Origin of the sequence: Streptomyces sp. Tue6028 (assembly GCF_002300165.1) — a bacterium.
GTDB classification, from domain to species: domain Bacteria; phylum Actinomycetota; class Actinomycetes; order Streptomycetales; family Streptomycetaceae; genus Streptomyces; species Streptomyces siamensis.
This window is the reverse complement of record NZ_MLCE01000027.1, coordinates 57256-79168: the sequence shown is the minus strand read 5'-3', so window position 1 is coordinate 79168 and position 21913 is coordinate 57256. Positions and strand designations below refer to the sequence as shown.

Annotated in this window: 22 protein-coding genes; 4 read left to right on the top strand and 18 right to left on the bottom strand. The window is 72.0% G+C overall.

Annotated elements, in window-relative coordinates; all coding sequences use genetic code 11:
- Positions 1–113: 113 nt before the first annotated feature.
- The 11 genes from BKI49_RS26680 to BKI49_RS26630 form a co-directional block, all read right to left on the bottom strand.
- Positions 114–305, bottom strand: coding sequence for a hypothetical protein (locus tag BKI49_RS26680; protein WP_095936822.1), 192 nt, complete (start codon positions 303–305; stop codon positions 114–116).
- 186 nt (positions 306–491) lie between these two features.
- Positions 492–1109, bottom strand: coding sequence for a hypothetical protein (locus BKI49_RS26675; RefSeq protein WP_095936821.1), 618 nt, complete (start codon positions 1107–1109; stop codon positions 492–494).
- Positions 1110–1144: 35 nt separating this feature from the next.
- The gene (locus tag BKI49_RS26670) at positions 1145–1720 is read right to left on the bottom strand and encodes a GNAT family N-acetyltransferase (protein WP_095936820.1); all 576 of its coding nucleotides are present in this window, start codon (positions 1718–1720) and stop codon (positions 1145–1147) included.
- Positions 1698–3941 carry an MMPL family transporter gene (locus BKI49_RS26665; RefSeq protein WP_095936819.1) on the bottom strand — a complete coding sequence of 748 codons (2244 nt, stop codon included), beginning with the start codon at positions 3939–3941 and terminating at the stop codon, positions 1698–1700. Before BKI49_RS26665 ends, BKI49_RS26670 begins: the two co-directional genes overlap by 23 nt.
- A gap of 183 nt (positions 3942–4124) precedes the next feature.
- Complete coding sequence (locus tag BKI49_RS26660) at positions 4125–4433, bottom strand: hypothetical protein (protein ID WP_095936818.1); 309 nt, start codon at positions 4431–4433, stop codon at positions 4125–4127.
- Between the two features lie 99 nt (positions 4434–4532).
- The gene (gatB, locus tag BKI49_RS26655) at positions 4533–6047 is read right to left on the bottom strand and encodes an Asp-tRNA(Asn)/Glu-tRNA(Gln) amidotransferase subunit GatB (RefSeq protein ID WP_095936817.1); all 1515 of its coding nucleotides are present in this window, start codon (positions 6045–6047) and stop codon (positions 4533–4535) included.
- 15 nt (positions 6048–6062) lie between these two features.
- Complete coding sequence (locus tag BKI49_RS26650) at positions 6063–6302, bottom strand: hypothetical protein (protein ID WP_028805281.1); 240 nt, start codon at positions 6300–6302, stop codon at positions 6063–6065.
- Positions 6299–7804, bottom strand: a complete 1506-nt coding sequence (gene gatA, locus BKI49_RS26645; protein ID WP_095936816.1) for an Asp-tRNA(Asn)/Glu-tRNA(Gln) amidotransferase subunit GatA — start codon at positions 7802–7804, stop codon at positions 6299–6301. Before gatA ends, BKI49_RS26650 begins: the two co-directional genes overlap by 4 nt.
- A gap of 5 nt (positions 7805–7809) precedes the next feature.
- Positions 7810–8106 (bottom strand): Asp-tRNA(Asn)/Glu-tRNA(Gln) amidotransferase subunit GatC, encoded by a 297-nt coding sequence (gatC, locus tag BKI49_RS26640; RefSeq protein ID WP_095936815.1) that lies wholly within the window; start codon positions 8104–8106, stop codon positions 7810–7812.
- A 94-nt stretch (positions 8107–8200) separates the two neighbouring features.
- Positions 8201–8692: a cupin domain-containing protein gene (locus tag BKI49_RS26635; RefSeq protein ID WP_095936814.1), complete on the bottom strand. Its 492-nt coding sequence runs from the start codon at positions 8690–8692 to the stop codon at positions 8201–8203.
- A gap of 33 nt (positions 8693–8725) precedes the next feature.
- Positions 8726–9094 carry a DUF4267 domain-containing protein gene (locus BKI49_RS26630; RefSeq protein ID WP_095936813.1) on the bottom strand — a complete coding sequence of 123 codons (369 nt, stop codon included), beginning with the start codon at positions 9092–9094 and terminating at the stop codon, positions 8726–8728.
- 87 nt (positions 9095–9181) lie between these two features.
- Here BKI49_RS26630 and BKI49_RS26625 point away from each other — a divergent pair, with 87 nt between their 5' ends.
- Positions 9182–9763 (top strand): TetR/AcrR family transcriptional regulator, encoded by a 582-nt coding sequence (locus BKI49_RS26625; protein ID WP_095936812.1) that lies wholly within the window; start codon positions 9182–9184, stop codon positions 9761–9763.
- A gap of 555 nt (positions 9764–10318) precedes the next feature.
- Here the strand turns inward: BKI49_RS26625 and BKI49_RS26620 are convergent.
- The 5 genes from BKI49_RS26620 to BKI49_RS26600 all read right to left on the bottom strand — a co-directional run bounded on the left by BKI49_RS26620 (position 10319) and on the right by BKI49_RS26600 (position 17408).
- Positions 10319–12589, bottom strand: coding sequence for a putative bifunctional diguanylate cyclase/phosphodiesterase (locus BKI49_RS26620; RefSeq protein WP_095936811.1), 2271 nt, complete (start codon positions 12587–12589; stop codon positions 10319–10321).
- A gap of 257 nt (positions 12590–12846) precedes the next feature.
- Positions 12847–15054 (bottom strand): NAD-dependent DNA ligase LigA, encoded by a 2208-nt coding sequence (gene ligA, locus BKI49_RS26615; RefSeq protein ID WP_095936810.1) that lies wholly within the window; start codon positions 15052–15054, stop codon positions 12847–12849.
- Between the two features lie 14 nt (positions 15055–15068).
- A complete protein-coding gene (locus BKI49_RS26610) occupies positions 15069–16076 on the bottom strand; it encodes a methionine synthase (protein ID WP_179332587.1) in 1008 nt (335 codons plus the stop codon).
- 75 nt (positions 16077–16151) lie between these two features.
- On the bottom strand, positions 16152–16850 hold the full coding sequence (locus BKI49_RS26605) for an SDR family oxidoreductase (protein ID WP_095936809.1): 699 nt from the start codon (positions 16848–16850) through the stop codon (positions 16152–16154).
- A gap of 18 nt (positions 16851–16868) precedes the next feature.
- Positions 16869–17408, bottom strand: coding sequence for an LOG family protein (locus BKI49_RS26600; protein WP_095936808.1), 540 nt, complete (start codon positions 17406–17408; stop codon positions 16869–16871).
- Positions 17409–17459: 51 nt separating this feature from the next.
- Between BKI49_RS26600 and BKI49_RS26595 the strand changes: the two genes are divergently transcribed.
- Together BKI49_RS26595 and BKI49_RS26590 are read left to right on the top strand one after the other, a co-directional pair.
- Positions 17460–17783 (top strand): DUF427 domain-containing protein, encoded by a 324-nt coding sequence (locus BKI49_RS26595; protein WP_095936807.1) that lies wholly within the window; start codon positions 17460–17462, stop codon positions 17781–17783.
- Positions 17784–17821: 38 nt separating this feature from the next.
- Positions 17822–18616, top strand: a complete 795-nt coding sequence (locus tag BKI49_RS26590; RefSeq protein ID WP_095936806.1) for an alpha/beta fold hydrolase — start codon at positions 17822–17824, stop codon at positions 18614–18616.
- Positions 18617–18763: 147 nt separating this feature from the next.
- Here BKI49_RS26590 and mnmA read toward each other — a convergent pair whose 3' ends face one another.
- A complete protein-coding gene (gene mnmA / locus BKI49_RS26585) occupies positions 18764–19885 on the bottom strand; it encodes a tRNA 2-thiouridine(34) synthase MnmA (RefSeq protein ID WP_095936805.1) in 1122 nt (373 codons plus the stop codon).
- 60 nt (positions 19886–19945) lie between these two features.
- Between mnmA and BKI49_RS26580 the strand changes: the two genes are divergently transcribed.
- Entirely contained in the window at positions 19946–20629 is a 684-nt protein-coding gene (locus BKI49_RS26580; RefSeq protein WP_095936804.1) for an N-acetylmuramoyl-L-alanine amidase, read from the top strand.
- Positions 20630–20686: 57 nt separating this feature from the next.
- Here BKI49_RS26580 and BKI49_RS26575 read toward each other — a convergent pair whose 3' ends face one another.
- On the bottom strand, positions 20687–21856 hold the full coding sequence (locus BKI49_RS26575) for a cysteine desulfurase family protein (RefSeq protein ID WP_095936803.1): 1170 nt from the start codon (positions 21854–21856) through the stop codon (positions 20687–20689).
- Positions 21857–21913 lie beyond the last annotated feature (57 nt).

The following is a 21913-nucleotide window of genomic DNA, read 5'->3' as shown; positions in this document are numbered from 1 at the left end:
CGTACGGACGAAGGCGCCGACCTTCTCGGTCGGCGCCTCGCCGGGGAGGTTCCCTGTCGTGTTCCGCGGCGGGCGGCCGCCCCCGGTACGGCCGCCCGCCCGTGCCCCGGCGTTCACGCGACGCGTGCGAACCGGTGCCTGCGAGGGTGGTTGCTATGTCCCTCGTTCTCGTTGCGTCCTGCCTCACGCGCGGCGGCGTTGCGGGCGGCCCGGCGGACGCGGCGCGCCTCCCGGACGAGCCGGTGGGTCTCGGCCTCGCGGATGAGCTCTGCGGAACGGATCTGGTGAAGCTCGTACTCGAACATCTCGTGTCCCTCGTGAGGAGTCGGTTTCGGCCTCGCTTGTTCGCGATGCCTCAACTTTCGTCTCCCAGGGGGGTGCGCCACATCGGGAGAGTTCCGCATCTTGCGCGCGTGAGGGGCCTTAGGACGGACGCGGATGACCGGCGCCGGCCCTAAGGCCCCTCAGACGTACGGGACGGACGGAGCGTGTCAGCCGGTGGAGGGCAGTCCGAGCAGGATGTCGGAGTACTTGGCCACCGCGAGCACGAGGCCGATGACGCCGAGCGCGACGCCCGCCCAGGCGACCGACTTGATCCAGGCGGCCTGCGGCCTGCCGGGTGCGCCGAAGGCGGGCCGGGCGAGCACGACGACACCGACGATCAGTGCGGCCAGCGCGAACAGGCCGCCCACCAGGGCGGTCGCCGCCCAGGCGTCGCCGTAGACCTCCTTGACCTGCTTGGCGACGCTGGCGGAGGAGGAGGTCTGGAGCTGACCGACGAGCGTCTCGCGGGCGGCGGCGACGGTGGCGACCCAGCTGCCGGTGAGCGAGACCACGCCGAGCCCGGCGGACACGACGGCTGCCGCGCCCTGGCCCACGCCGGTGGCTCCCTCGCCGTCGCCCGGGGTGTCGTCCCCGGCCGTGTCGTCGCCGGTGGTGTCGTCGGCCCCGGCCGTGTCGCCGGTGCCGGCCCCGGTCGACGTCGTCTCGTCGGTGACGCTGCCGTCCGCCTCGGTGACGTCCTCCTTGGTGACGTCCACGGTCTTCTCGTCGCTCGTGGCCCCGGTGCCGGTGTCGGTCCCGGCTTCGTCAACTGTCTTGGTACCCATGCCCCGCACCGTACGGACGCTGTCTGAGAAGTCTCTTAATGATCGTCGTGAGCGGCACGCACGCGTGCGGCACGCCATTGCGGCGCGAGGACGGACCAGACCTCCATGTCGTGGCGCGCGTCCCGGTAGACGTAGCTCTGCCGCAGTACGCCGTCCCGGGTCATGCCGAGCCGCCGGGCGACGTTCAGGCTGGGGGTGTTCGCGCTCGGGGCGATCCACTCCACGCGATGCATGCCGCGCTCGTCGACGGCCCAGTCGATGAGGACGCGCATGCCGCGGGTGACGAGTCCGCGGCCGGCTGCGGCAGGCTCCAGCCAGCAGCCGGCCTCGCAGGTGCCCATGGCGGTGTCGAAGATCCGGAAGAGCAGTCCGCCGACGAGTTTCCCGTCCAGCCAGATCCCGTGCAGGCTGCCGCTGTCGGCGGCGCGCTTGTCCGCGTACAGCTGCAGGTAGTTCCGCGCGGAGTCGAGGTCCGTCACGTGGTCCGGGAGCGACACATGGCGGCCGATGTAGTCCCGGCCACGCTCCATGTGCGTGAAGAACTCCTCGGCGTGCCAGGGCTCAAGGGGCCGCAGCTCCGCTCCGTCGTCACCCAGGGATATCGCGTACATCCCGCTGCCGCTCCTTCTCCAGTACGTCCGCCACGTCGGCGTCCACCGCTTCGGCCAGCCTCTCATGGGCGGCGCGGCACTCGGGCGGCTCGATGCTGATGCGCGGCAGGCAGCGGTCGAGGCGGCGGGGCAGCCACCAGTTCGCTCCGCCCAGCATGTGCATGAGGGCGGGCACGAGCAGCGTGCGCAGGACGAAGGCGTCGAGGGCGACCGCCGAGGCGAGGGCGATGCCGAACATCGCGATGACGCGGTCGCCGCTGAGCACGAAGGCGAGGAAGACGGAGATCATGATGACGGCGGCGGAGTTGATCACGCGGCTGGTCTCGGCGAGACCGACCCGGACGGCGCGCCGGTTGTCCCGGGTCTCCAGCCATTCCTCGTACATCCGGCTGACCAGGAAGACCTGGTAGTCCATGGAGAGTCCGAAGAGGACGGACACCATGATCACGGGCAGGAAGGGTTCGATCGGCCCGGCACGGCCGAGTCCGAGCAGCTCGCCGCCCCAGCCCCACTGGAAGATCGCGACGACGACCCCGAAGGCGGCGGCGACGGCGGCGACGTTCATCACCGCGGCCTTCACTGGGATGCCGATCGAGCGGAAGGCGAGCAGCAGCAGGACGCAGCCGAGCCCGATCACGACGCCCACGAAGAGCGGGAGTTTGCCGACGACGACGTCCGCGAAGTCGTCGTAGCTCGCCGTCACCCCGCCGACGTGCACGTCGAGCGCGGTGCCCGCCTCGGCCCGCGGCAGCACCTCGGCGCGCAGCCGGTCGACGAGGTCGCTGGTCTGCCGGGACTGCGGGGCGGAATCCGGTACGACGGTGAGGTACGCGGTGTCGCCGCCGCTGTCGTAGGTGACGGGTGTCACCGTCGCGACGCCCTTGGTCGCCCGGAGCGTGGCGTCCAGGTTGTCGAGCGCGAGCCGGCCCTCGGCCCCGCCGACCCGGGTGACGAGGGTCAGGGGGCCGTTGACGCCGGGCCCGAAGCCGTCCGCGACGAGGTCGTAGGCCTGGCGTGTGGTCGTGCGCCCGGGGTCGTTGCCCTGGTCGGAGGTGCCCAGGCGGAGCGAGAACGTGGGCAGGGCGAGGAGCACCATGACGACGACAGCGACGGTGCCGAGGAGCTTGGGGTGCCGTTCCACGAAGGCGGACCAGCGGGCGGCGAACCCGGTGGGGAGCTCCGGTTCGGGCCCGTGCTCGTGGAGCCTGCGCCGTTCGCGGCGGTTCAGCGCGCGTGGGCCGATCCAGGAGAGCAGGGCCGGCAGCAGGGTCACGGAGGCCGCGACGGTGAGGACGACGGTCAGGGAGGCGGCGACCGCGACGCCGTTGAGGAAGCCGAGCCGCAGGATGAGCATCCCGAGCAGGGCGATGCAGACGGTGGCGCCCGCGAAGACGACCGCGCGCCCGGTGGTGGCGACGGCGTTCCGCGCGGCCTCGTCGACGGGCAGGCCGCGTTTGAGGCCCCGCCGGTGCCGGGTCACGATGAACAGCGCGTAGTCGATGCCGACGCCGAGTCCGATCAGCATGCCGAGCATCGGCGCGAAGTCGGCGACGGTCATGGCATGTCCGAGGAGCACGATTGCGGCGTACGCGGTGCCGACGCCGACCAGTGCGGTCGCGACGGGCAGCAGGGATGCGGCGAGCGAGCCGAAGGCGAGGAAGAGGACGACGGCGGCGACGACCACGCCGACGACCTCGGCGAGGTGCCCGCCGGACGACTGGGTGAGCCCGATCGCGCTGCCGCCCAGCTCCACTTGGAGCCCTTCGCTCTCGGCGGCCTTCGCGGTGTCGACGACGGCCCGGGCCTCGGCCTTGTCGATGTGCTCGGCGCGGTCGTCGAAGGTGACGGTGGCGTAGGCCGTGCGGCCGTCGGAGCTGATCCGGTCGGTGCCGCGGCTGCCGTAGGGGCCGACGACGGAGGCCACTCCGGGAAGGTCGACGATCCGGTCCAGGGTCCGGGTCATCGTCTGTTCGACGTCGGAGGAGCGCACGGTGGCCGATGTGGTGTGCCAGACGACGGTGTCGCTGTCGCCGCCGAGGCCGGGGAAGCCGTCGGACAGGAGGCGGGCGGCGCGGCCGGATTCGGTGCCGGGGGCTTCGTAGTCGTTCGAGTAGGCGGAGCCCGTGACGGCAGCGGCGGCGGTGACGCCGCCGAGGGCGAGAAGCCAGAGCAGTACGGCCACGAGGCGGTGTCGGACACACCAGCGTGCGAGGGCTGCCACGGACGAGCTCCCTGAGTGATTTGTGGATCTTTATCGGGAACTGCCCGCAAAGAACGCATGACTTACGCGTCATCACTCTTGCAGCCGGTAGTGATCGTTTGCCCCGTTCGCGGGGCTCCTCACGAGAGTGCGAGCCAACTCACAGGACATTCCCGTGAACTCTGTCGCCCCGCGAGGCGTCGGTCAGTCGAACTGGTCTCCCACGGCCATGACCATCACCCCGGCGACCATCAGCCACAACGCCCGCCGCGTGCGACCACGAGAACCGAGAACCGAGGCGATCGCGCACAGGGCGGCACCGGAGGCGTACGAGACGGGTATGAGCGCGGGCGCGGAGCCGGTGGAGCGCAGCGCCGAGGCGGCCAGCCCGGCGACGGCCAGCAGCGCTCCGGCACAGACCGCCGTCCAACGGGCACGCCGTACCTCGTGCGCCGGGTCCTCGACGTCACCGGGCTGTGCGTCAGATATCTCGGAGTCGCTGCTTCCGCTCATGGCGCGCGAGCGTAGCGCGTGTCCCTGAGAAGGTGCGCGCATGCCCAGGGGGGTGCATCGGAACCGATGCACCCCCCTGGGGTTCTGAAGAGGACGGGCTCAGCCCTCGCTGACGCCCAGCTTCTCCAGGATGAGCTCCTTGACGCGGGCCGCGTCGGCCTGGCCGCGCGTGGCCTTCATGACCGCGCCGACGAGCGCGCCCGCGGCCTGGACCTTGCCGCCACGGATCTTGTCGGCGATGCCCGGGTTCCCGGCGATGGCCTCGTCGACGGCGGTGGTGAGCGCGCCCTCGTCCGAGACGACCTTCAGGCCGCGCTTCTCGACGACCTCGTCGGGCTCGCCCTCGCCGGCGAGCACGCCCTCGATGACCTGGCGGGCCAGCTTGTCGTTGAGGGAGCCCTCGGTGACCAGGGCGGTCACGCGGGCGACCTGCGCCGGGGTGATCGGCAGGTCCTCCAGGGCCTTGCCCGACTCGTTGGCGCTGCGGGCCAGTTCACCCATCCACCACTTGCGGGCGGACGTGGCGTCGGCACCGGCCTCGATCGTGGCGACGATCGGGTCGATGGCACCGGCGTTGAGGATCGACTGCATGTCGTGGGCGCCGATGCCCCACTCCTCGCGCAGCCGGTTGCGGCGGGCCAGCGGCTGCTCGGGCAGACCGGCGCGCAGCTCCTCGACCCACTCACGGGACGGGGCGACGGGGACGAGGTCGGGCTCCGGGAAGTACCGGTAGTCCTCGGCCTCCTCCTTCACGCGGCCCGAGGTCGTCGACCCGGTGTCCTCGTGGAAGTGGCGGGTCTCCTGGATGATCGTGCCGCCGGAGGAGAGCACGGCCGCGTGGCGCATGATCTCGAAGCGGGCCGCGCGCTCGACCGAGCGCAGGGAGTTCACGTTCTTCGTCTCGGAGCGCGTGCCGAACTTCTCGCGGCCGTGCGGACGCAGCGACAGGTTCACGTCGCAGCGCATCTGCCCCATCTCCATGCGGGCCTCCGACACACCGAGCGCCCGGATGAGCTCGCGCAGTTCGGCGACGTAGGCCTTGGCGACCTCGGGAGCCCGCTCGCCCGCGCCCTCGATCGGCTTGGTGACGATCTCGATGAGGGGGATGCCCGCACGGTTGTAGTCGAGCAAGGAGTGCGAGGCGCCGTGGATGCGGCCGGTGGCACCGCCGACGTGCGTCGACTTGCCGGTGTCCTCCTCCATGTGGGCGCGCTCGATCTCCACGCGGAAGACCTCGCCGTCCTCCAACTGCACGTCGAGGTAGCCGTTGAAGGCGATCGGCTCGTCGTACTGGGAGGTCTGGAAGTTCTTCGGCATGTCCGGATAGAAGTAGTTCTTCCGGGCGAAGCGGCACCACTCGGCGATCTCGCAGTGCAGCGCGAGGCCGATCTTGACGGCGGACTCGACGCCGATCGCGTTGACGACCGGGAGTGCGCCGGGCATGCCGAGGCAGGTCGGGCAGGTCTGCGAGTTGGGCTCGGCGCCCAGCTCGGTCGAACACCCGCAGAACATCTTCGTCTTGGTGCCGAGTTCGACATGGACCTCGAGGCCCATGACGGGGTCGTACGACGCCAGCGCGTCCTCGTACGACACCAGGTCGGTCGTGGTGGTCACGGTGAAACTTCCCTCTCAGCCCAGCAGGACGTCGTCGTCGCCCAGCCGCTTCAGCTCGCGGTACAGGATGGCGAGACCGGTGGCGATCGCGACGGCGGACACGGTGGCGTCGATGAGCCGCAGCGTGTCGTGCTCGGCGCGAGCCTTCTTGATCTGCTTGGCGACCCCGAACGCGCCGAACGCGGTCCCGGCCATCGACAGATACGTACCGGACTTCGACTTCTTGAAGCCCTTGGCCTTGTTCAGTGCACTCACAGCGACGGAGCCTCCTCGATCAGCGGGTGCCCCCACTTTTCCACGAAGGCGGCCTCGACGGCGGCGCCGACCTTGTACAGCCGGTCGTCCTTCAGCGCCGGAGCGATGATCTGGAGACCGACGGGCAGGTTGTCCTCCGGCGCGAGACCGCAGGGCAGCGACATGGCGGCGTTGCCCGCCAGGTTGGTCGGGATGGTGCACAGGTCCGCCAGGTACATCGCCATCGGGTCGTCGGCACGCTCGCCGATCGCGAAGGCGGTGGTCGGCGTGGTCGGCGAGACGATGACGTCGACCTGCTCGAAGGCCTTCTCGAAGTCGCGCGTGATGAGCGTGCGGACCTTCTGGGCGCTGCCGTAGTACGCGTCGTAGTAGCCGGAGCTGAGCGCGTACGTGCCGAGCATGACGCGGCGCTTGACCTCGGCGCCGAAGCCGGCCTCGCGGGTGAGGGCGGTGACGTCCTCGGCCGAGCGGGTGCCGTCGTCGCCCGTACGGAGGCCGTAGCGCAGGCCGTCGAAGCGGGCGAGGTTGGACGAGCACTCGGACGGGGCGATCAGGTAGTACGCCGAAAGGGCGAGGTCGAAGGACGGGCAGTCCAGCTCGACGATCTCCGCGCCCAGCTCCTTGAGCAGCTCGACGGACTCGTCGAACCGCTGGATGACGCCGGCCTGGTAGCCCTCGCCTCGGAACTGCTTGACGACGCCGACGCGCATACCCGCCACGCTGCCGTTGCGGGCGGCCTCGACGACCGGCGGGACCGGCGCGTCGATGGAGGTCGAGTCGAGCGGGTCGTGCCCGGCGATGACCTCGTGCAGGAGGGCCGCGTCCAGGACCGTGCGGGCGCAGGGACCGCCCTGGTCGAGGGAGGACGAGAACGCCACCATGCCGAAGCGGGAGACGGCGCCGTAGGTGGGCTTGACGCCTACCGTGCCGGTGACGGCCGCGGGCTGGCGGATGGAGCCGCCGGTGTCCGTTCCGATCGCCAGGGGCGACTGGAAGGAGGCGAGGGCGGCGGAGGAGCCACCGCCGGAGCCGCCGGGGATCTTGGTGAGGTCCCAGGGGTTGCCGGTCGGCCCGTAGGCGCTGTTCTCGGTCGACGACCCCATGGCGAACTCGTCCATGTTGGTCTTGCCGAGGATGACGACGTCGGCGGCCTTCAGCCGCTTGGTGAGCGTCGCGTCGTACGGCGGGATCCAGCCTTCGAGGATCTTCGAACCGACGGTCGTCGGAATGCCCTCGGTGGTGAAGATGTCCTTGAGCGCGAGCGGAACGCCGGCGAGCGGGCCGAGCTTCTCGCCGGCCTCCCGCTTGGCGTCCACGGCACGGGCCTGGGCGAGGGCGCCCTCGCGGTCGACGTGCAGGAAGGCGTGCACCTTCTCGTCGACGGCCTCGATGCGCGCCAGGTGGGCCTCGGTGACCTCGACCGCGGTGAGCTCGCCGGCCGCGATCTTCTCGGCGATCTCGGCCGCGGTGAGCTTGATGATGTTGACGTTGGTGTCCGTCATGGTGATTAGTCCTCCCCCAGGATCTGCGGCACCTTGAAACGCTGCTGCTCCTGGGCCGGGGCGCCGGACAGCGCCTGCTCGGGGGTGAGCGACGGACGGACCTCGTCCACGCGCATGACGTTCGTCAGCGGCAGCGGATGAGAGGTCGGCGGTACGTCTTGGTCGGCGACCTCACTGACGCGGGCGACCGCGCCGATGATGTCGTCCAGCTGTCCCGCGAAGTGATCGAGCTCTTCGGGCTTCAGCTCCAGACGCGCCAGCCGGGCGAGGTGGGCGACCTCCTCGCGCGTGATGCCAGGCATGCAGCGTTCCTCTGGGGTGAGTGAGTATGGTTTGGGGCCAATCCTAGGGTGCCGGGCCCGGTGCCCGTGAAACGGTTTCCCCTGCCGGGCTCCCTCAGCGGCGGCCGTCCCACGCCCGGCTGTGCAGGAAGTGGTTGTCGTAGAGCTCCTGCACGTCCAGCAGACTCTCCGGGGCGGCCTCTCCGAGGGCCACCCGCCGCAGGTGGCGGAAGTACTCGAAGCGCTCCACGCCCGGGGTGATGACGACGAGGAGGTCGGCGTCTGCTCCGGGCGCGGCGGCGAAGGCGTGCGGTACGCCCGGCGGGACGACGACCAGGTCACCGCGTTCGGCGGTGACGACCTCCTCGCCCGACAGGAGTTCGGCGCGGCCGTCGAGGACGAAGAACATCTCCGCGGACTTGGCGTGCCAGTGGGGGTGGGCGCCGTCGGCACCGCTCGTGAGGGTGACGCGCTGGGTGGACAGCGCCCCGCCCGTGGCGCTGCTGTCGGCCAGCAGCCGCACGGTGGTGGGCGCCCGGCCCACCACTTCGGCCTCCGCCTCGCGGACGATCACGGTCGAGTCGAACGTCGGAACGATCAGCGACATGTCGGGACTCCCTGTGGATGTCGGGCGGGGCGATCAGAGGGCGAAGAGCAGACCGGCGCTGACGAGGACGACGACGGCGGTGGCGAAGTGGATGCCGAACGCGACGGCCTTGGTACCGCCGTGGCGCAGCACTATCAGCGTGTCACCGAGCGGGACGATCGCGACCAGGAGCATGAACCACGCCTCCGCCCGGGCACCGGCGAAGGCCAGCAGGGCCAGACCGATGACACCGAGGGCGGCGTCCCGCAGGCCCTTGATCGTGAGGTAGGCCGCGTCTCCGTCGGGCTTGGCGGGGACGCCGTAGCCGGCGGCGGCGGCCTGCGGCTGGAACAGGAACCGGGCCCCGATGAACAGCACGAGCAGGTCGAGGACGACGGCGAGCGTGTAAGCGGTGACGGTCATGCCGGATCTCCTTGCTAGCATCGCTAGTGACAAGAGCGAAGCTAGCAGAGCATCGACACGAACGCTAGCGATGCTAGGATTCTGGTCATGTCGATTCAGACGCGCCGGGAGCGCGAGCGGGCGGAGCGAGAGCGGCTGATCGTCACGGCCGCACGGGAACTGGCGGAGGCCGAGGGCTGGGAGGCGGTCACCACGCGGCGGCTGGCCGCCGAGATCGAGTACAGCCAGCCCGTCCTCTACAGCCACTTCAAGGGCAAGGACGCCATCATGGCGGCGGTCGCGGTGGAGGGCTTCGCCGAGATGGCGGAGGAGCTGCGGAAGGCGCGCACGGCGGCCGGGGGGACACGGGCTGCCCTCGCGGCGGTGGGCGAGGCGTACACGGCGTTCGCGCGGCGGCGGCCCGCGCTGTACGACGCGATGTTCACGCACACCGTGGACCTGCCGTTCGCCACGCCGGAGGCGCCCTCGGCGCTGCACGCGGCGTTCGGCGAGCTGCTCCGGGCCGTCGAGCCCGTCGCGGCCGACGGGGAGGATCCCGGCCAGCTCACGGAGACGTACTGGGCCGGGCTGCACGGTCTGACCACCCTGATGCGCAGCGGTCGTCTCCCGGAGGGCGCCCACGACCGCCGACTGGCCCTACTGACCGCGCACTTCACCGCGTCGGACTGACCTGGGGCCGGTCCACAGCGGCCCCAGGAGCCGGCCCGGGCGGGCCGACACCACCGGGTCCGCCACCTGGAGCGCCCCGGTCGGGGCCACCCGGCCCGCGGCTGCCGGAGGCCGCTCAAGTGGCCGTGGGCGACATCGGCAGAGCTGCCCGACCGGGCCGGCGTAGGTCACCAGGACCGACCGTCGTCGCCGCGGGCACGGCCACCCGACCGAGGGACGGCCCGAGGCCGCTCAAGTGGCCGCGGGCGCCGCGGACGGAGCTGCCGCACCTGTCTCCGGCGGGGGACGCTCGGGTGGCTGTCGTGGGTGCCGCCGACGGAGCTGCCGCACCTGTCTCCGGCGGGGGACGCTCGTGTGGCTGCCGCGGGTGCCGTCGACGGAGCTGCCGAACCTGTCTCCTCCGGCGGGGGCCACTCGTGTGGCTGCCGCGGGCTCCGCCGACGGAGCCGCCGTACGTGTCTCCCGCAGGGGCCGCTCGGGTGGTTGCCGTGGGCGCCGTCGGCCGGGCTGTGCGGCCCGGCTCCGCTCGGCCGGACGGGTCGGTGGGGGGCCGGGTTACACGATCCGGCCGGGGTCGTCCGCGGCGGACGCCGGCAGGGCCGCCTTCGGTCGCTGCCAGCCACGGCTGCCGCGGGCCCGCAGCCAGGCCGTCGCCTCGTCGGCGGGCATCGCGGCCGCGACCAGCCAGCCCTGTACGGCGTCGCAGCCAAGGTCGCGCAGGCGCTCCCAGGTCTCGTCGTCCTCGACGCCTTCGGCGACGACGAGGAGGCCCAGCGAGTGCGCCAGGTCGACCGTGCAACGCACGATCTCCGCATCCTCGGCGTCCACCGCGAGCCGGGCCACGAAGGAGCGGTCGATCTTCAGTTCGCTGACCGGCAGGCGCCTGAGGTGCACGAGCGAGGAGTACCCGGTACCGAAGTCGTCCAGCGACATCTTCACGCCGTGGCCGGTCAGTCCCGCGAGGGTGTCGGCGGCGCGCTGCGGGTCCTCCAGGAGCACGTGCTCCGTTATCTCCAGCTGGAGCGCTCCCGCCGGGACCCCGTGCCGGGCGAGCCGGGCGGCGACCGCGCCGGCGAAGCCGGGGGTGTGCACATCGCGCGGCGAGACGTTCACCGCGACCGGCACGTGCAGCCCCTGCGCCCGCCACCGCGCGACCTGTCCGAGTGCCGTCTCCAGCACGTACTCGGTGAGATGGGGCATCAGTCCGGAGGACTCGGCGATGGCGATGAACTCGTCCGGCGGAACCTTCCCTCGCTCGGGGTGCACCCAGCGGACCAGTGCCTCGAGTCCCGCCACCTGGCCGTTGAATCGGACCTTGGGCTGGTAGTGCAGCTCGACGTCGCCGGCGTCGAGGGCCCGGCGCAGGTCGCCGAGCAGGCCGAGCCGGTCCGGGGTGTTGGAGTCGCGCTTGGACTCGTACACCTCGACGCCCGTGCGGTCCCGCTTCGCCTGGTACATGGCGACGTCCGCCCGCCGCAGCAGCCCCTCCGCGTCGAGCGCGTGGTCGGGGAAGACGGCGAGGCCGGCGCTGGCCTCCAGCACGAGGGTGAGGCCGTCGAGGTCGAGCGGGGAGCCGAGCGCGGCAACGAGGTTGCGCGCGACCCGGGTGGCCGACGTCGTGGAGTCGGCGACCGGCAGTAACACCGCGAACTCGTCGCCGCCGAGCCGCGCGGCCTCCGCCCCGCGCGGCAGCGCCAGACGCAGCCGGTCCGCTATCTGGAGGAGCAGCCGGTCCCCCGCGAGATGCCCCAACGTGTCGTTCACCGACCGGAAACGGTCGAGGTCGATCAGCATCAGGGCGGAGCGCGCGCCGATGCGCTCGGCGTCGTCCAGGGCCGTCCAGGTCCGCTCCAGCAGCCACTGCCGGTTGGGCAGACCCGTCAGCGGGTCGCGCAGTTGCTCCTCCGCCCGGGCACGGGCGATCCACAGCGTGGAGTCGAGGGCGATCAGCGGGATCGCGAAGAGCGGCAGCAGGATCGGCAGCGCGACGGCGACCACGCAGACCAGCGGCGCGATCCCGAGGAGCGCGACGGCGACGAGCCCTTGTCTGACCAGGGCGGTGCGCGCGACGGTGGGCAGACCGCCGGTGCGCGGCGCGTGCAGGTACCAGAGCAGGGCACGGGTGACGGCGAGGTAGGCGGCCGCGACGAGCACCACCTCGGGTGCCGCGTAGAGCGTCCAGGTCCTCGGGTCCCAGGGCGTCTCGACGGTCGGGAACCGTCCGAACACCGCGAGGACCAGCGCGCCCGCCCCGATGCCGAGGATGTCGACCGCGCCGTGCAGGACGCCCTGCCGCCAGCGGTTGCGCCGTGCGGCGCCGACCAGGACCACGACGGTCAGGCTGACCATGCCGGCGGGCACCCAGCCGTACAGCAGCAGGACCGCGAGCGTGAGCGCGGCGCCGGAGCCGGTGCCGCCCCACCACCGGGCCCGGCCGAGGGCGACCAGATGGCCGACGATGACGCCGGTGAGCAGGGCGAGCGCCCAGCCGACGGTGCCGCACGGGAAGAGCGCGTGGTTGCCGCTGAACGCCCGGTAGAAACCGGCTCCGAGGAAGAAGCCCGCCGCCGCGACGACCGCCGCGGGCAGCGCGGGCCACGAGATGTGCCGTTCGGAATCGTGTTCGGAATCGTGACCGGGCAGGCCGTCGCCGAGCCCCGCGTCGAGCGGGCCGACGCCGGGTGCGGCGGGTGCCATGAGGGGTCCGGGGTCGCGCTGCCCGGCGCGCCCCTCGGTCCGCCCCGTCCGGAGTCCGGCCATCCACGCGCCGGTCATCCGGCGCAGGCGCAGCCGTGAGTCGGGGGCCGCACTCTCGGTCGGTTCCATTCCCGTCCCTCTCACAGCCGGCGGTGCCCACGCCACGCGGTCCGTTGCCGACCACGACTGCCAACGGCGCGTCCGAAAACCTTCCCCGGCACTCGTGATGAGCAGGGGATGCCCCGACCGCAGCTGGGCACGGCAGGTGCACACCTCAACAGTAGGCCGCAGAAGGCTTCCACGGGCAGCGGTCGTCGACGGTTGCCCGAATGCGACCTGGCCACCCGTATGCATCTGATATGCGCCGAACGGGTGGTCTTCAACCGCTACTCCTCGATCGGAAGCGCAACTTCCGCCGCGGCCTCGGGTCCTTGTTCCAGAAGGACGGCGAAGCCCTCCTCGTTCAGAACGGGGACCTTCAGCTGCATCGCCTTGTCGTACTTCGAACCAGGATTGTCACCCACCACGACGAATGACGTCTTCTTGGAGACAGAACCGGTCACTTTCGCTCCCCTGCTCTGCAGTGCCTCCTTGGCGCCGTCGCGCGTGTGGTGTTCGAGCGTGCCGGTGACGACGACGGTGAGCCCCTCCAGGGGGCGCGGCCCCTCGTCCTCGCCGGAGCCCTCCTCCTCCGTCCGGACCCCGGCGGCCCGCCACTTGCGGAGAATCTCGCGGTGCCAGTCCTCGGCGAACCACTCCTTGAGCGAGGCCGCGATGATCGGCCCGACGCCCTCGGTGGTGGCGAGCTCCTCCTCGGTCGCCTGCTCGATCCGGTCGATGGAACGGAACTCACGCGCCAGCGCCTCGGCCGCCACCGGCCCGACATGACGGATCGACAGACCGGTCAGTACGCGTGCGAGGGGGCGCTCCTTGGCGGCGGCGATGTTGTCCAGCATCGCCAGCGCGTTCTTCTTCGGCTCGCCCTGCTGGTTGGCGAAGACCGTGGCGATCTTCTCCTCGCCCGTCTTCGGATCGCGCTTGGGCAGACCGCTGTCCTGGTCGAGGACGTACGCCTTGATGGGCAGCAGCTGCTCGACGGTGAGGTCGAAGAGGTCGCCCTCGTCCGCCAGCGGCGGGTCCGACGGCTCCAGCGGCTTGGTCAGGGCCGCCGCGGCGACATACCCGAAGTGCTCGATGTCCAGGGCCTTGCGGCCCGCGAGATAGAACAGCCGCTCGCGCAACTGGGCCGGGCAGCTGCGGGCGTTCGGGCAGCGCAGGTCGACGTCGCCCTCCTTCATGGGCCGCAGCGGCGTGCCGCACTCGGGACACTCGGCGGGCATCACGAACTCGCGCTCGCTGCCGTCGCGCAGGTCGACGACCGGGCCGAGGATCTCCGGGATGACGTCGCCCGCCTTGCGCAGCACCACCGTGTCCCCGATGAGGACGCCCTTGGCCTTCACCACGTCCTGGTTGTGCAAGGTGGCGAACTCGACCTCGGAACCGGCGACGGTGACCGGCTCGACCTGTGCGTACGGCGTGACGCGGCCGGTGCGGCCGACGCCGACGCGGATGTTGATCAGCTTGGTGTTGACCTCCTCGGGCGCGTACTTCCAGGCGATCGCCCAGCGCGGCGCACGCGAGGTGGAGCCCAGCCGCCCCTGGAGGGGGATCTCGTCGAGCTTCACGACCACGCCGTCGATCTCGTGCTCCACGGAGTGGCGGTTCTCTCCGTAGTACGCGATGAACTCCCGTACGCCGTCGAGGTCGTCGACCACCTTCGCGTACCGCGTGGTCGGCAGGCCCCACTCGTGGAGCAGCGTGTACGCCTCGGACAGCCGGGTGAGGCCCTCGAAGCCCTCCAGCGCGCCGATGCCGTGGACCACCATGTGCAGCGGGCGGGTCGCGGTGACGCGCGGGTCCTTCTGCCGCAATGAACCCGCCGCCGCGTTGCGGGGGTTGGCGAAGGGCTTGTCGCCGGCCTTCACCAGACGGGCGTTCAGCTCCTCGAACTTCTCCATCGGGAAGTAGACCTCGCCGCGGATCTCCACGAGGTCGGGGACGCGGTCGCCGTGCAGCCGGTCCGGAATCTCCGTGATCGTCCGCACATTGGGAGTGATGTCCTCGCCGGTGCGGCCGTCGCCGCGGGTCGCCGCGCGAGTGAGCCGGCCGCGCTCGTACGTGAGGTTCACCGCGAGCCCGTCGACCTTCAGCTCGCACAGGAAGTGGTGGACGGAGGTGCCCACGTCCTTGGCGACACGCTCGGCCCAGGCGGCGAGCTCCAGGTCGGAGAAGGCGTTGTCGAGCGAGAGCATGCGCTGGCGGTGCTCGACGGAGGTGAAGTCCGTCGCGTACGCCCCGGCGACCTTCTGGGTCGGCGAGTCCGGGGTGCGCAGCTCGGGATACTCCTCCTCCAGCGCCTCCAGGGAGCGCAGCAGTTTGTCGAACTCCGCGTCGCTGACGACGGGAGCGTCCTTCACGTAGTACCGGAAGCGGTGCTCCTCGATCTGCTCAGCGAGCTGCGCGTGCTTCTCCCGTGCCTCGGCGGGCACCGAATCCGAAGCCGAGGCGGTCTCTGCGTGCTTTTCGCCGGCCACCGTATGTCCTCCCGTTACTCAGGGTTGTCCGCGAGGGATCTCGCCGCCCGGACGCAGTGGGCGAGCGCCCTGCGCGCGAAGTCGGGGGAAGCCCCCGCGAGCCCGCACGTCGGGGTGACCGTGACCGATTCCGCGAGAAGTCCCGGTCGCAGCCCCAGCCTGCGCCACAGCGTCCTGACACCCATGACGCTACCGGCAGGGTCCGACAACGGGGCATCCACGCTCGGCACGACACCGGCGAAGAGCCGCGTGCCCCCTTCCACCGCCTCGCCGATCGCCTCGTCGTCACGCTCGGTGAGGAGCGAGAAGTCGAAGGAGACAGCCGCCGCGCCCGCCCGGCGCAGCAGGGCGAAGGGCACGTCCGGTGCGCACGAGTGGACCACGACGGGCCCGTCGCCGTGAACCCCGACGACGTCCCGGAGCGTGGCCTCGACCACCTGCCGGTCCACGGCACGGTGGGTGCGGTAACCGCTGGCCGTCCTGACCTGCCCGCGCAGCACGGCGACGAGTGACGGCTCGTCGAGCTGGAGGACGACCCGGGCGCCGGGGACGCGCCGCCGCACCTCGTCGAGATGGAGCCGCAGGCCCTCGGCGAGCGACCCGGCGAGGTCACGGCACGCGCCCGCGTCGGAGAGTGCCGCCTCGCCGTTCCTCAACTCCAGGGCGGCGCCCAGGGTCCAGGGGCCGACGGCCTGCACCTTGAGCGGTCCCTCGTACCCCTGGGTGAACTCCTCCAGGGCGTCGAGGTCCTCGCCGAGCCAGGACCTGGCCCGCTTGGTGTCCCGTCCGGGCCGGTCCCCGATCCGCCAGCCGCTCGGCTCCACGCGCGCGTACAGCTCGACCAGCATCCCCGCGGTCCGCCCGATCATGTCCGCGCCGGGCCCCCGCGCGGGCAGCTCCGGAAGGAACGGGAAGTCCTCGAAGGACCCGGTGACGGTCTTCGCGGCCTCCCGGGCGTCACCGCCCGGCATGGACCCGACCCCGGTGGCGCCGCCGAACCTGAACTCGCTGTTTTCACTCACCCCGGAAGCGTACGTAACGCTCCCGGGGCGAGGCCGACGAAGGTGCCGGCACCGGAGCACCGTCCGCGCGGAACGTCAGCGTCCCGGACGCACCGTCAGGTCGTTGACCTCCGCGTCCTTCGGCAGGTCGAGGGCCATCAGGATCGTGGTCGCGACGGACTCGGGGTCGATCCACCTCGCGGCGTCGTACTCCTTGCCCTCCTGCTGGTGGACCTTGGCCTGCATGGGGCTCGCCGTGCGGCCGGGGTACACGGAGGTGACCCGGACGCCGTTCGCGTGCTCCTCGTGGCGCAGGGAGTCCGCCAGGGCCTTCAGACCGTGCTTGGACGCGGCGTACGCGGACCAGTCGGCGTGCGCGTTGAGACCGGCGCCGGAGTTGACGAACACCACGTGGCCCTGGGCGACGCGGAGTTGCGGCAGGAAGTGCCGGGTCAGTTCGGCGGGGGCGATCAGATTGACGTTCAGCTGGTGGCGCCAGGACTTCGGGGTGAGTTCGCCCACCGGGCCCAGGTCGACCACGCCCGCGATGTGCAGGAGCGAGTCGACGCGGTCCGGCAGGGTCTGGTGCGAGAACGCCCAGGAGAGCTTGTCCGGGTCCGCCAGGTCGCCGACCAGGGTCCGGGCCCCGGGGAGCTCGGCCGCGAGTTCCTTCGCGCGGCCGGCGTCGCGCGCGTGCAGCACGAGTTCGTCCCCGCGCGCGTGGAGGCGGCGGGCGACGGCCGCGCCGATGCCGGAGCCCGCCCCGGTGATCACATGTGTAGCCATGACCGCCATGCTCGCATCACCCGTCGGTCACCGGACGCCCTGGCTCTCCTCCAGGTACGCCAGCGCGCCGACCGGCTCCTCGGCGAAGAACACCAGCTCGGTCAGCGGGCGGGGCAGGAAACCCTCGGCCTCCATGCGCCGGAACTGCTCCTTGAGGCCGTCGTAGAAGCCCGCTGTGTTCAGCAGGACCACCGGCTTGTCCGTCCTGCCGTGCTTCTTCAGCTCCAGGATCTCGGTGGCCTCGTCGAGGGTCCCCGTGCCGCCGACCATGATCACCACCGCGTCGGCCTTCTCCAGGAGCAGCGCCTTGCGCTCGGCGAGGTCACGGGCGACGACCATCTCGTCCGCGCCCACCCGGGCCTTCGCGGCCAGGAAGTCCACCGAGACGCCCAGCAGCCGTCCGCCCGCCTCCTGCACGCCGTCGGCGACGACCTTCATGAGACCGACGTCGGAGCCGCCCCACACCAGCGTGTGGCCGCCCTTTCCGAGGAGTTCGGCGAACTCGCGGGCGGGGCGGGTGTAGCGGTCGTCGAGGTCGGCCGCGGAGAGGAAGACGCAGATGTTCATGGGTTCACCGTACGCGGGAAGAACACGGGCTCCGCGAGCGCTTCCACGGGTATGGCTGAAGGACACACGATCACCATCGAGCAGAGCGACCGGCACGTGCGCGTGATGCGCGGTGACCAGGTCCTGGCGGAGAGCGACCGCTCCCTCGTGCTGCGCGAGACCGGCTGTCCCGCGCGGTACTACATCCCGGCCGAGGACGTGCGCCTCGACCTGCTGACCCCCTCCGACACGCACACCCAGTGCCCGTTCAAGGGCACGGCGTCCTACTGGTCGCTGCCGGACGCGACGGACCTCGTCTGGTCCTACCCCGAGCCGAAGCCCGACGTGGCACAGATCAAGGATCACTTCTGCTTCTACGAGGTGGAGGTGTCGTGACCCGATGAGTTCCGGTCCGCCCGGCAGTCTCTACGGGTATGGACAAGAAGACCGTCTCGCGCGACGGGACCCCCATCGCCTACGAACGCCTCGGTGACGGCCCGGCGATCATCCTGGTCGCCGGAGCCATGTGTACGGGTGCCACGCTGGCGCCGCTCGCCGCGGCCCTGTCGGACCGCTTCGGAGCGGTCGTCTACGACCGCCGGGGGCGCGGCGCGAGCGGCGACACCGCGCCGTTCGCGGTCGCCCGCGAGGTCGAGGACATCGCGGCGCTGATCGAGGCGTGCGGCGGCAGCGCCGCGCTCTTCGGCGTCTCCTCGGGCGGCGCGCTCGCCCTGGAGGCGGCCGCGAGCGGACTGCCCCTCACCGAAGTCGCCGTCTACGAAACACCGTTCGCGGTCCATGACGAGGGCCGTGCGGAGCGGCGGGAGTACACCGAGCGGCTGACCGGGCTGCTCGCCGAGGACCGGCGCGGCGACGCCGTGGAGCTGTTCCTGTCGCTCACCGGCATGCCCCCGGAGATGATCGCGGGTGCCCGCCGCTCCCCCGCGTGGCCCGACATGGAGGCCATCGCCCCCACCCTGGCGTACGACGACGCCGCACTGGGCGACGGCCCGGTGCCCACGGAGCGGCTGGGCGCGATCGGCGCCCCGCTGCTGTCCGTGGCGGGCGGCGCGAGTCCCGAGTGGATGCGCGAGGCGGCGCGCGCCGTCGCGGACGCGGCGCCGGACGGGACGTACCGGGTGCTGGACGGCCAGACCCACATGGTGGACCCGCAGGTCCTCGCCCCGGTGCTGGCGGACTTCTTCGGCGGCACGGCCGAGGCCGGCTGAGGCGGCGCGGCCGCGGGGATCAGCACTCCGCGAGCCCGGCCGGGCGGAACGCCACAGGCTCCCGGCCGGCCCGGCACCGGCCGGGCCACTCGGCCCAGGCCGGCGTGCCGCGCCCGCCGGCCCCTTCTGGACCGAGGCCGTCGCGCTCTATACCGCGGCCGTCGCGCGCGTGGTCGTCGCGATCGTCGCCGACCCCACCACGCGCGTGCCGTCGTACAGGACGACCGCCTGGCCGGGGGCGACGCCGCGGACCGGCTCGGTGAAGGCGACGCGCAGTTCTCCGTCCACGAGTTCCGCCGTCACCTCGGTCTCGCCGCCGTGCGCGCGCAGCTGCGCCGTGTACGTGCCCGGGCCGGCCGGGGCGGCGCCGCACCAGCGCGGCTTGATCGCCGTCAGGGCGCTCACGTCGAGGGAGTCCGCCGGGCCGACCGTCACCGTGTTGTTCACCGGCGAGATGTCCAGTACGTAGCGCGGCTTGCCGTCGGCGGCGGGGGTGCCGATGCGCAGTCCCTTGCGCTGGCCGATGGTGAAGCCGTACGCGCCCTCGTGGGTGCCCAGCTTCGCGCCGGCCTCGTCGACGATGTCGCCCTCGGCCCGGCCGAGCCGGTTCGCCAGAAAGCCCTGGGTGTCGCCGTCGGCGATGAAGCAGATGTCGTGCGAGTCGGGCTTCTTGGCGACGGCGAGGCCGCGGCGCTCGGCCTCCGCGCGGATCTCGTCCTTCGTGGTGACCGTGTCCCCGAGCGGGAACAGCGCGTGGGCGAGCTGACGGTCGTCGAGGACACCGAGGACGTACGACTGGTCCTTGGCCATGTCGGAGGCGCGGTGCAGCTCGCGCGTGCCGTCCTCGTTCACGAACACCTTGGCGTAGTGGCCCGTGCAGACCGCGTCGAAGCCGAGGGCGAGCGCCTTGTCGAGCAGGGCGGCGAACTTGATCTTCTCGTTGCAGCGCAGGCAGGGGTTCGGGGTGCGCCCGGCCTCGTACTCGGCGATGAAGTCCTCGACGACGTCCTCGCGGAAGCGCTCGGCGAGGTCCCACACGTAGAACGGGATGCCGATGACGTCGGCCGCGCGGCGGGCGTCGCGCGAGTCCTCGATCGTGCAACAGCCACGCGCGCCCGTGCGGAACGACTGGGGGTTCGCCGACAGGGCGAGGTGCACGCCGGTCACGTCGTGGCCGGCTTCCGCCGCACGGGCGGCGGCGACGGCGGAGTCCACACCGCCCGACATGGCGGCGAGTACGCGGAGGGGGCGCTGCGAGGTGTCAGTCATAACCCCTCCAGGGTACGGGGCCGCGGGAACCGGATCCCCCGCATATGCGTTGAAGATCGCATGGGGGAGAAAAAGGCGAAGCCACGGGGCCGCGGGGCAGGGGACGCGGACCGTCGCGTCGGGCGCCGGGCGCTGCTCGTCGGCGGTGCCGCGGCCGCCCTGGGCACGGCGGCACTGGCCCGGGAGGAGCTCGGGCACCTGTGGTGGCGGCTGCCCGGCGTGGACAAACCGCGGGTGGCGGGGGCGGTGGACTTCCGGGGCGCCCAGTGGGTGGCGGCGTCCCCGGCGAACTGGCGCCGCGCGGACCGGCCCGCCGACTATGCGATAGACCGGGTCGTCGTCCATGTCACCCAGGGCAGTTTCCGGAGCGCGGTGAAGGTCTTCCAGGACCCGGGGCACGGCGCGGCGGCGCACTATGTCGTCCGCAGGGACGGACACATCACCCAGATGATCCGCGAGCTGGACGTGGCGTTCCACGCGGGCAACCGCGAGTACAACGAACGGAGCGTCGGCATCGAGCACGAGGGCTTCGTCGAGCGCGCCTCCTCGTTCACGGACGCGATGTACGCCGCCTCCGCGCGGCTCGCGGCCGGGATATGCGGGCGCTACGACATCCCTGTCGACCGGAAGCACATCATCGGGCACGTGGAAGTGCCGGGCACGGACCACACCGACCCCGGACCGCACTGGGACTGGGACCGGTACATACGGCTCGTACGGCAGGCGCGTACGGCCAAGGCCTGACCCCGCGCCGGTCCGCGCGGCCGGGGCGGGTCACCGCCGGGGCCGGTCGCGGCCGCGCTAGCTGAGACCCGCCGTGCGCGCGCGTTCCACCGCCGGACCGATCGCCTTCGCCACCGCCTCGACGTCCGCCTCGGTGGAGGTGTGGCCGAGGGAGAAGCGCAGGGTGCCCCGGGCGAGGTCGGGGTCGGTTCCGGTGGCGAGGAGGACGTGGCTGGGCTGGGCGACGCCCGCGGTGCAGGCTGAGCCCGTGGAGCACTCGATGCCCTGCGCGTCCAGCAGGAGCAGGAGCGAGTCGCCCTCGCAGCCGGGGAAGGTGAAGTGCGCGTTGGCCGGCAGGCGTCCGCCGGCCGCCGGGTCGCCGCCGAGGATCGCGTCGGGCACCGCCTCGCGCACGACCTCGACCAGTCGGTCGCGCAGGGCTCCGATCTCCCGGGCGAACCACTCGCGCTGCTCGGCGGCCAGCCGTCCGGCGACGGCGAAGGACGCGATCGCGGGCACGTCGAGGGTGCCGGAGCGGACGTGCCGTTCCTGGCCGCCGCCGTGCAGCACCGGCACGGGGCTGTACTCACGGCCGAGGAGCAGCGCGCCGATGCCGTACGGTCCGCCGATCTTGTGGCCGGAGACGGTCATGGCGGCGAGCCCGGAGGTGCCGAAGTCGACGGGGACCTGACCGAAGGCCTGGACGGCGTCGGCGTGCAGCGGGACGCCGAACTCGGCGGCCACGTCGGCCAGTTCGCGCACCGGCATCACGGTGCCGATCTCGTTGTTCGCCCACATGACGGTGGCGAGCGCGACGTCGTCGGGATTGCGGGCGAGTGCCTCGCGCAGCGCCTGCGGGTGCACGCGGCCGTGGGAGTCGACGGGCAGATACTCGACCGTGGCGCCCTCGTGCTCGCCGAGCCAGTGCACGGCGTCGAGGACGGCGTGGTGCTCGACGGGGCTCGCCAGGACCCGGGTGCGGGCCGGGTCGGCGTCTCTGCGGGCCCAGTACAGACCCTTCACGGCGAGGTTGTCGGCCTCGGTGCCGCCGGAGGTGAAGACCACCTCGCTGGGGCGGGCGCCGAGGGATTCCGCCAGGGTCTCGCGGGCTTCCTCGACCGTGCGCCTGGCGCGGCGGCCGGCGGCGTGGAGGGAGGAGGCGTTGCCCGTGACGCTCAGCTGGGCGGTCAGTGCCTCTACCGCCTCGGGGAGCATCGGGGTGGTCGCGGCGTGGTCGAGGTAAGCCATGGTGGGCCCGATTCTACGGGCCCGCCGTACGCGGCTCGGCCCCCACCGGGGTGGCCG

Bases quoted from the DNA above. Each gene is read 5' to 3' on its own strand.
- BKI49_RS26675 (WP_095936821.1), bottom strand. From the start codon at position 1,109: ATGGGTACCAAGACAGTTGACGAAGCCGGGACCGACACCGGCACCGGG.
- gatC (WP_095936815.1), bottom strand. From the start codon at position 8,106: ATGCCTGGCATCACGCGCGAGGAGGTCGCCCACCTCGCCCGGCTGGCG.
- BKI49_RS26590 (WP_095936806.1), top strand. From the start codon at position 17,822: ATGGACAAGAAGACCGTCTCGCGCGACGGGACCCCCATCGCCTACGAA.
- BKI49_RS26600 (WP_095936808.1), bottom strand. From the start codon at position 17,408: ATGAACATCTGCGTCTTCCTCTCCGCGGCCGACCTCGACGACCGCTAC.
- BKI49_RS26670 (WP_095936820.1), bottom strand. From the start codon at position 1,720: ATGTACGCGATATCCCTGGGTGACGACGGAGCGGAGCTGCGGCCCCTT.
- BKI49_RS26620 (WP_095936811.1), bottom strand. From the start codon at position 12,589: ATGGAACCGACCGAGAGTGCGGCCCCCGACTCACGGCTGCGCCTGCGC.
- BKI49_RS26635 (WP_095936814.1), bottom strand. From the start codon at position 8,692: ATGTCGCTGATCGTTCCGACGTTCGACTCGACCGTGATCGTCCGCGAG.
- BKI49_RS26680 (WP_095936822.1), bottom strand. From the start codon at position 305: ATGTTCGAGTACGAGCTTCACCAGATCCGTTCCGCAGAGCTCATCCGC.
- BKI49_RS26630 (WP_095936813.1), bottom strand. From the start codon at position 9,094: ATGACCGTCACCGCTTACACGCTCGCCGTCGTCCTCGACCTGCTCGTG.
- BKI49_RS26605 (WP_095936809.1), bottom strand. From the start codon at position 16,850: ATGGCGGTCATGGCTACACATGTGATCACCGGGGCGGGCTCCGGCATC.
- BKI49_RS26595 (WP_095936807.1), top strand. From the start codon at position 17,460: ATGGCTGAAGGACACACGATCACCATCGAGCAGAGCGACCGGCACGTG.
- BKI49_RS26580 (WP_095936804.1), top strand. From the start codon at position 19,946: ATGGGGGAGAAAAAGGCGAAGCCACGGGGCCGCGGGGCAGGGGACGCG.
- BKI49_RS26575 (WP_095936803.1), bottom strand. From the start codon at position 21,856: ATGGCTTACCTCGACCACGCCGCGACCACCCCGATGCTCCCCGAGGCG.
- gatA (WP_095936816.1), bottom strand. From the start codon at position 7,804: ATGACGGACACCAACGTCAACATCATCAAGCTCACCGCGGCCGAGATC.
- BKI49_RS26660 (WP_095936818.1), bottom strand. From the start codon at position 4,433: ATGAGCGGAAGCAGCGACTCCGAGATATCTGACGCACAGCCCGGTGAC.
- BKI49_RS26625 (WP_095936812.1), top strand. From the start codon at position 9,182: ATGTCGATTCAGACGCGCCGGGAGCGCGAGCGGGCGGAGCGAGAGCGG.
- mnmA (WP_095936805.1), bottom strand. From the start codon at position 19,885: ATGACTGACACCTCGCAGCGCCCCCTCCGCGTACTCGCCGCCATGTCG.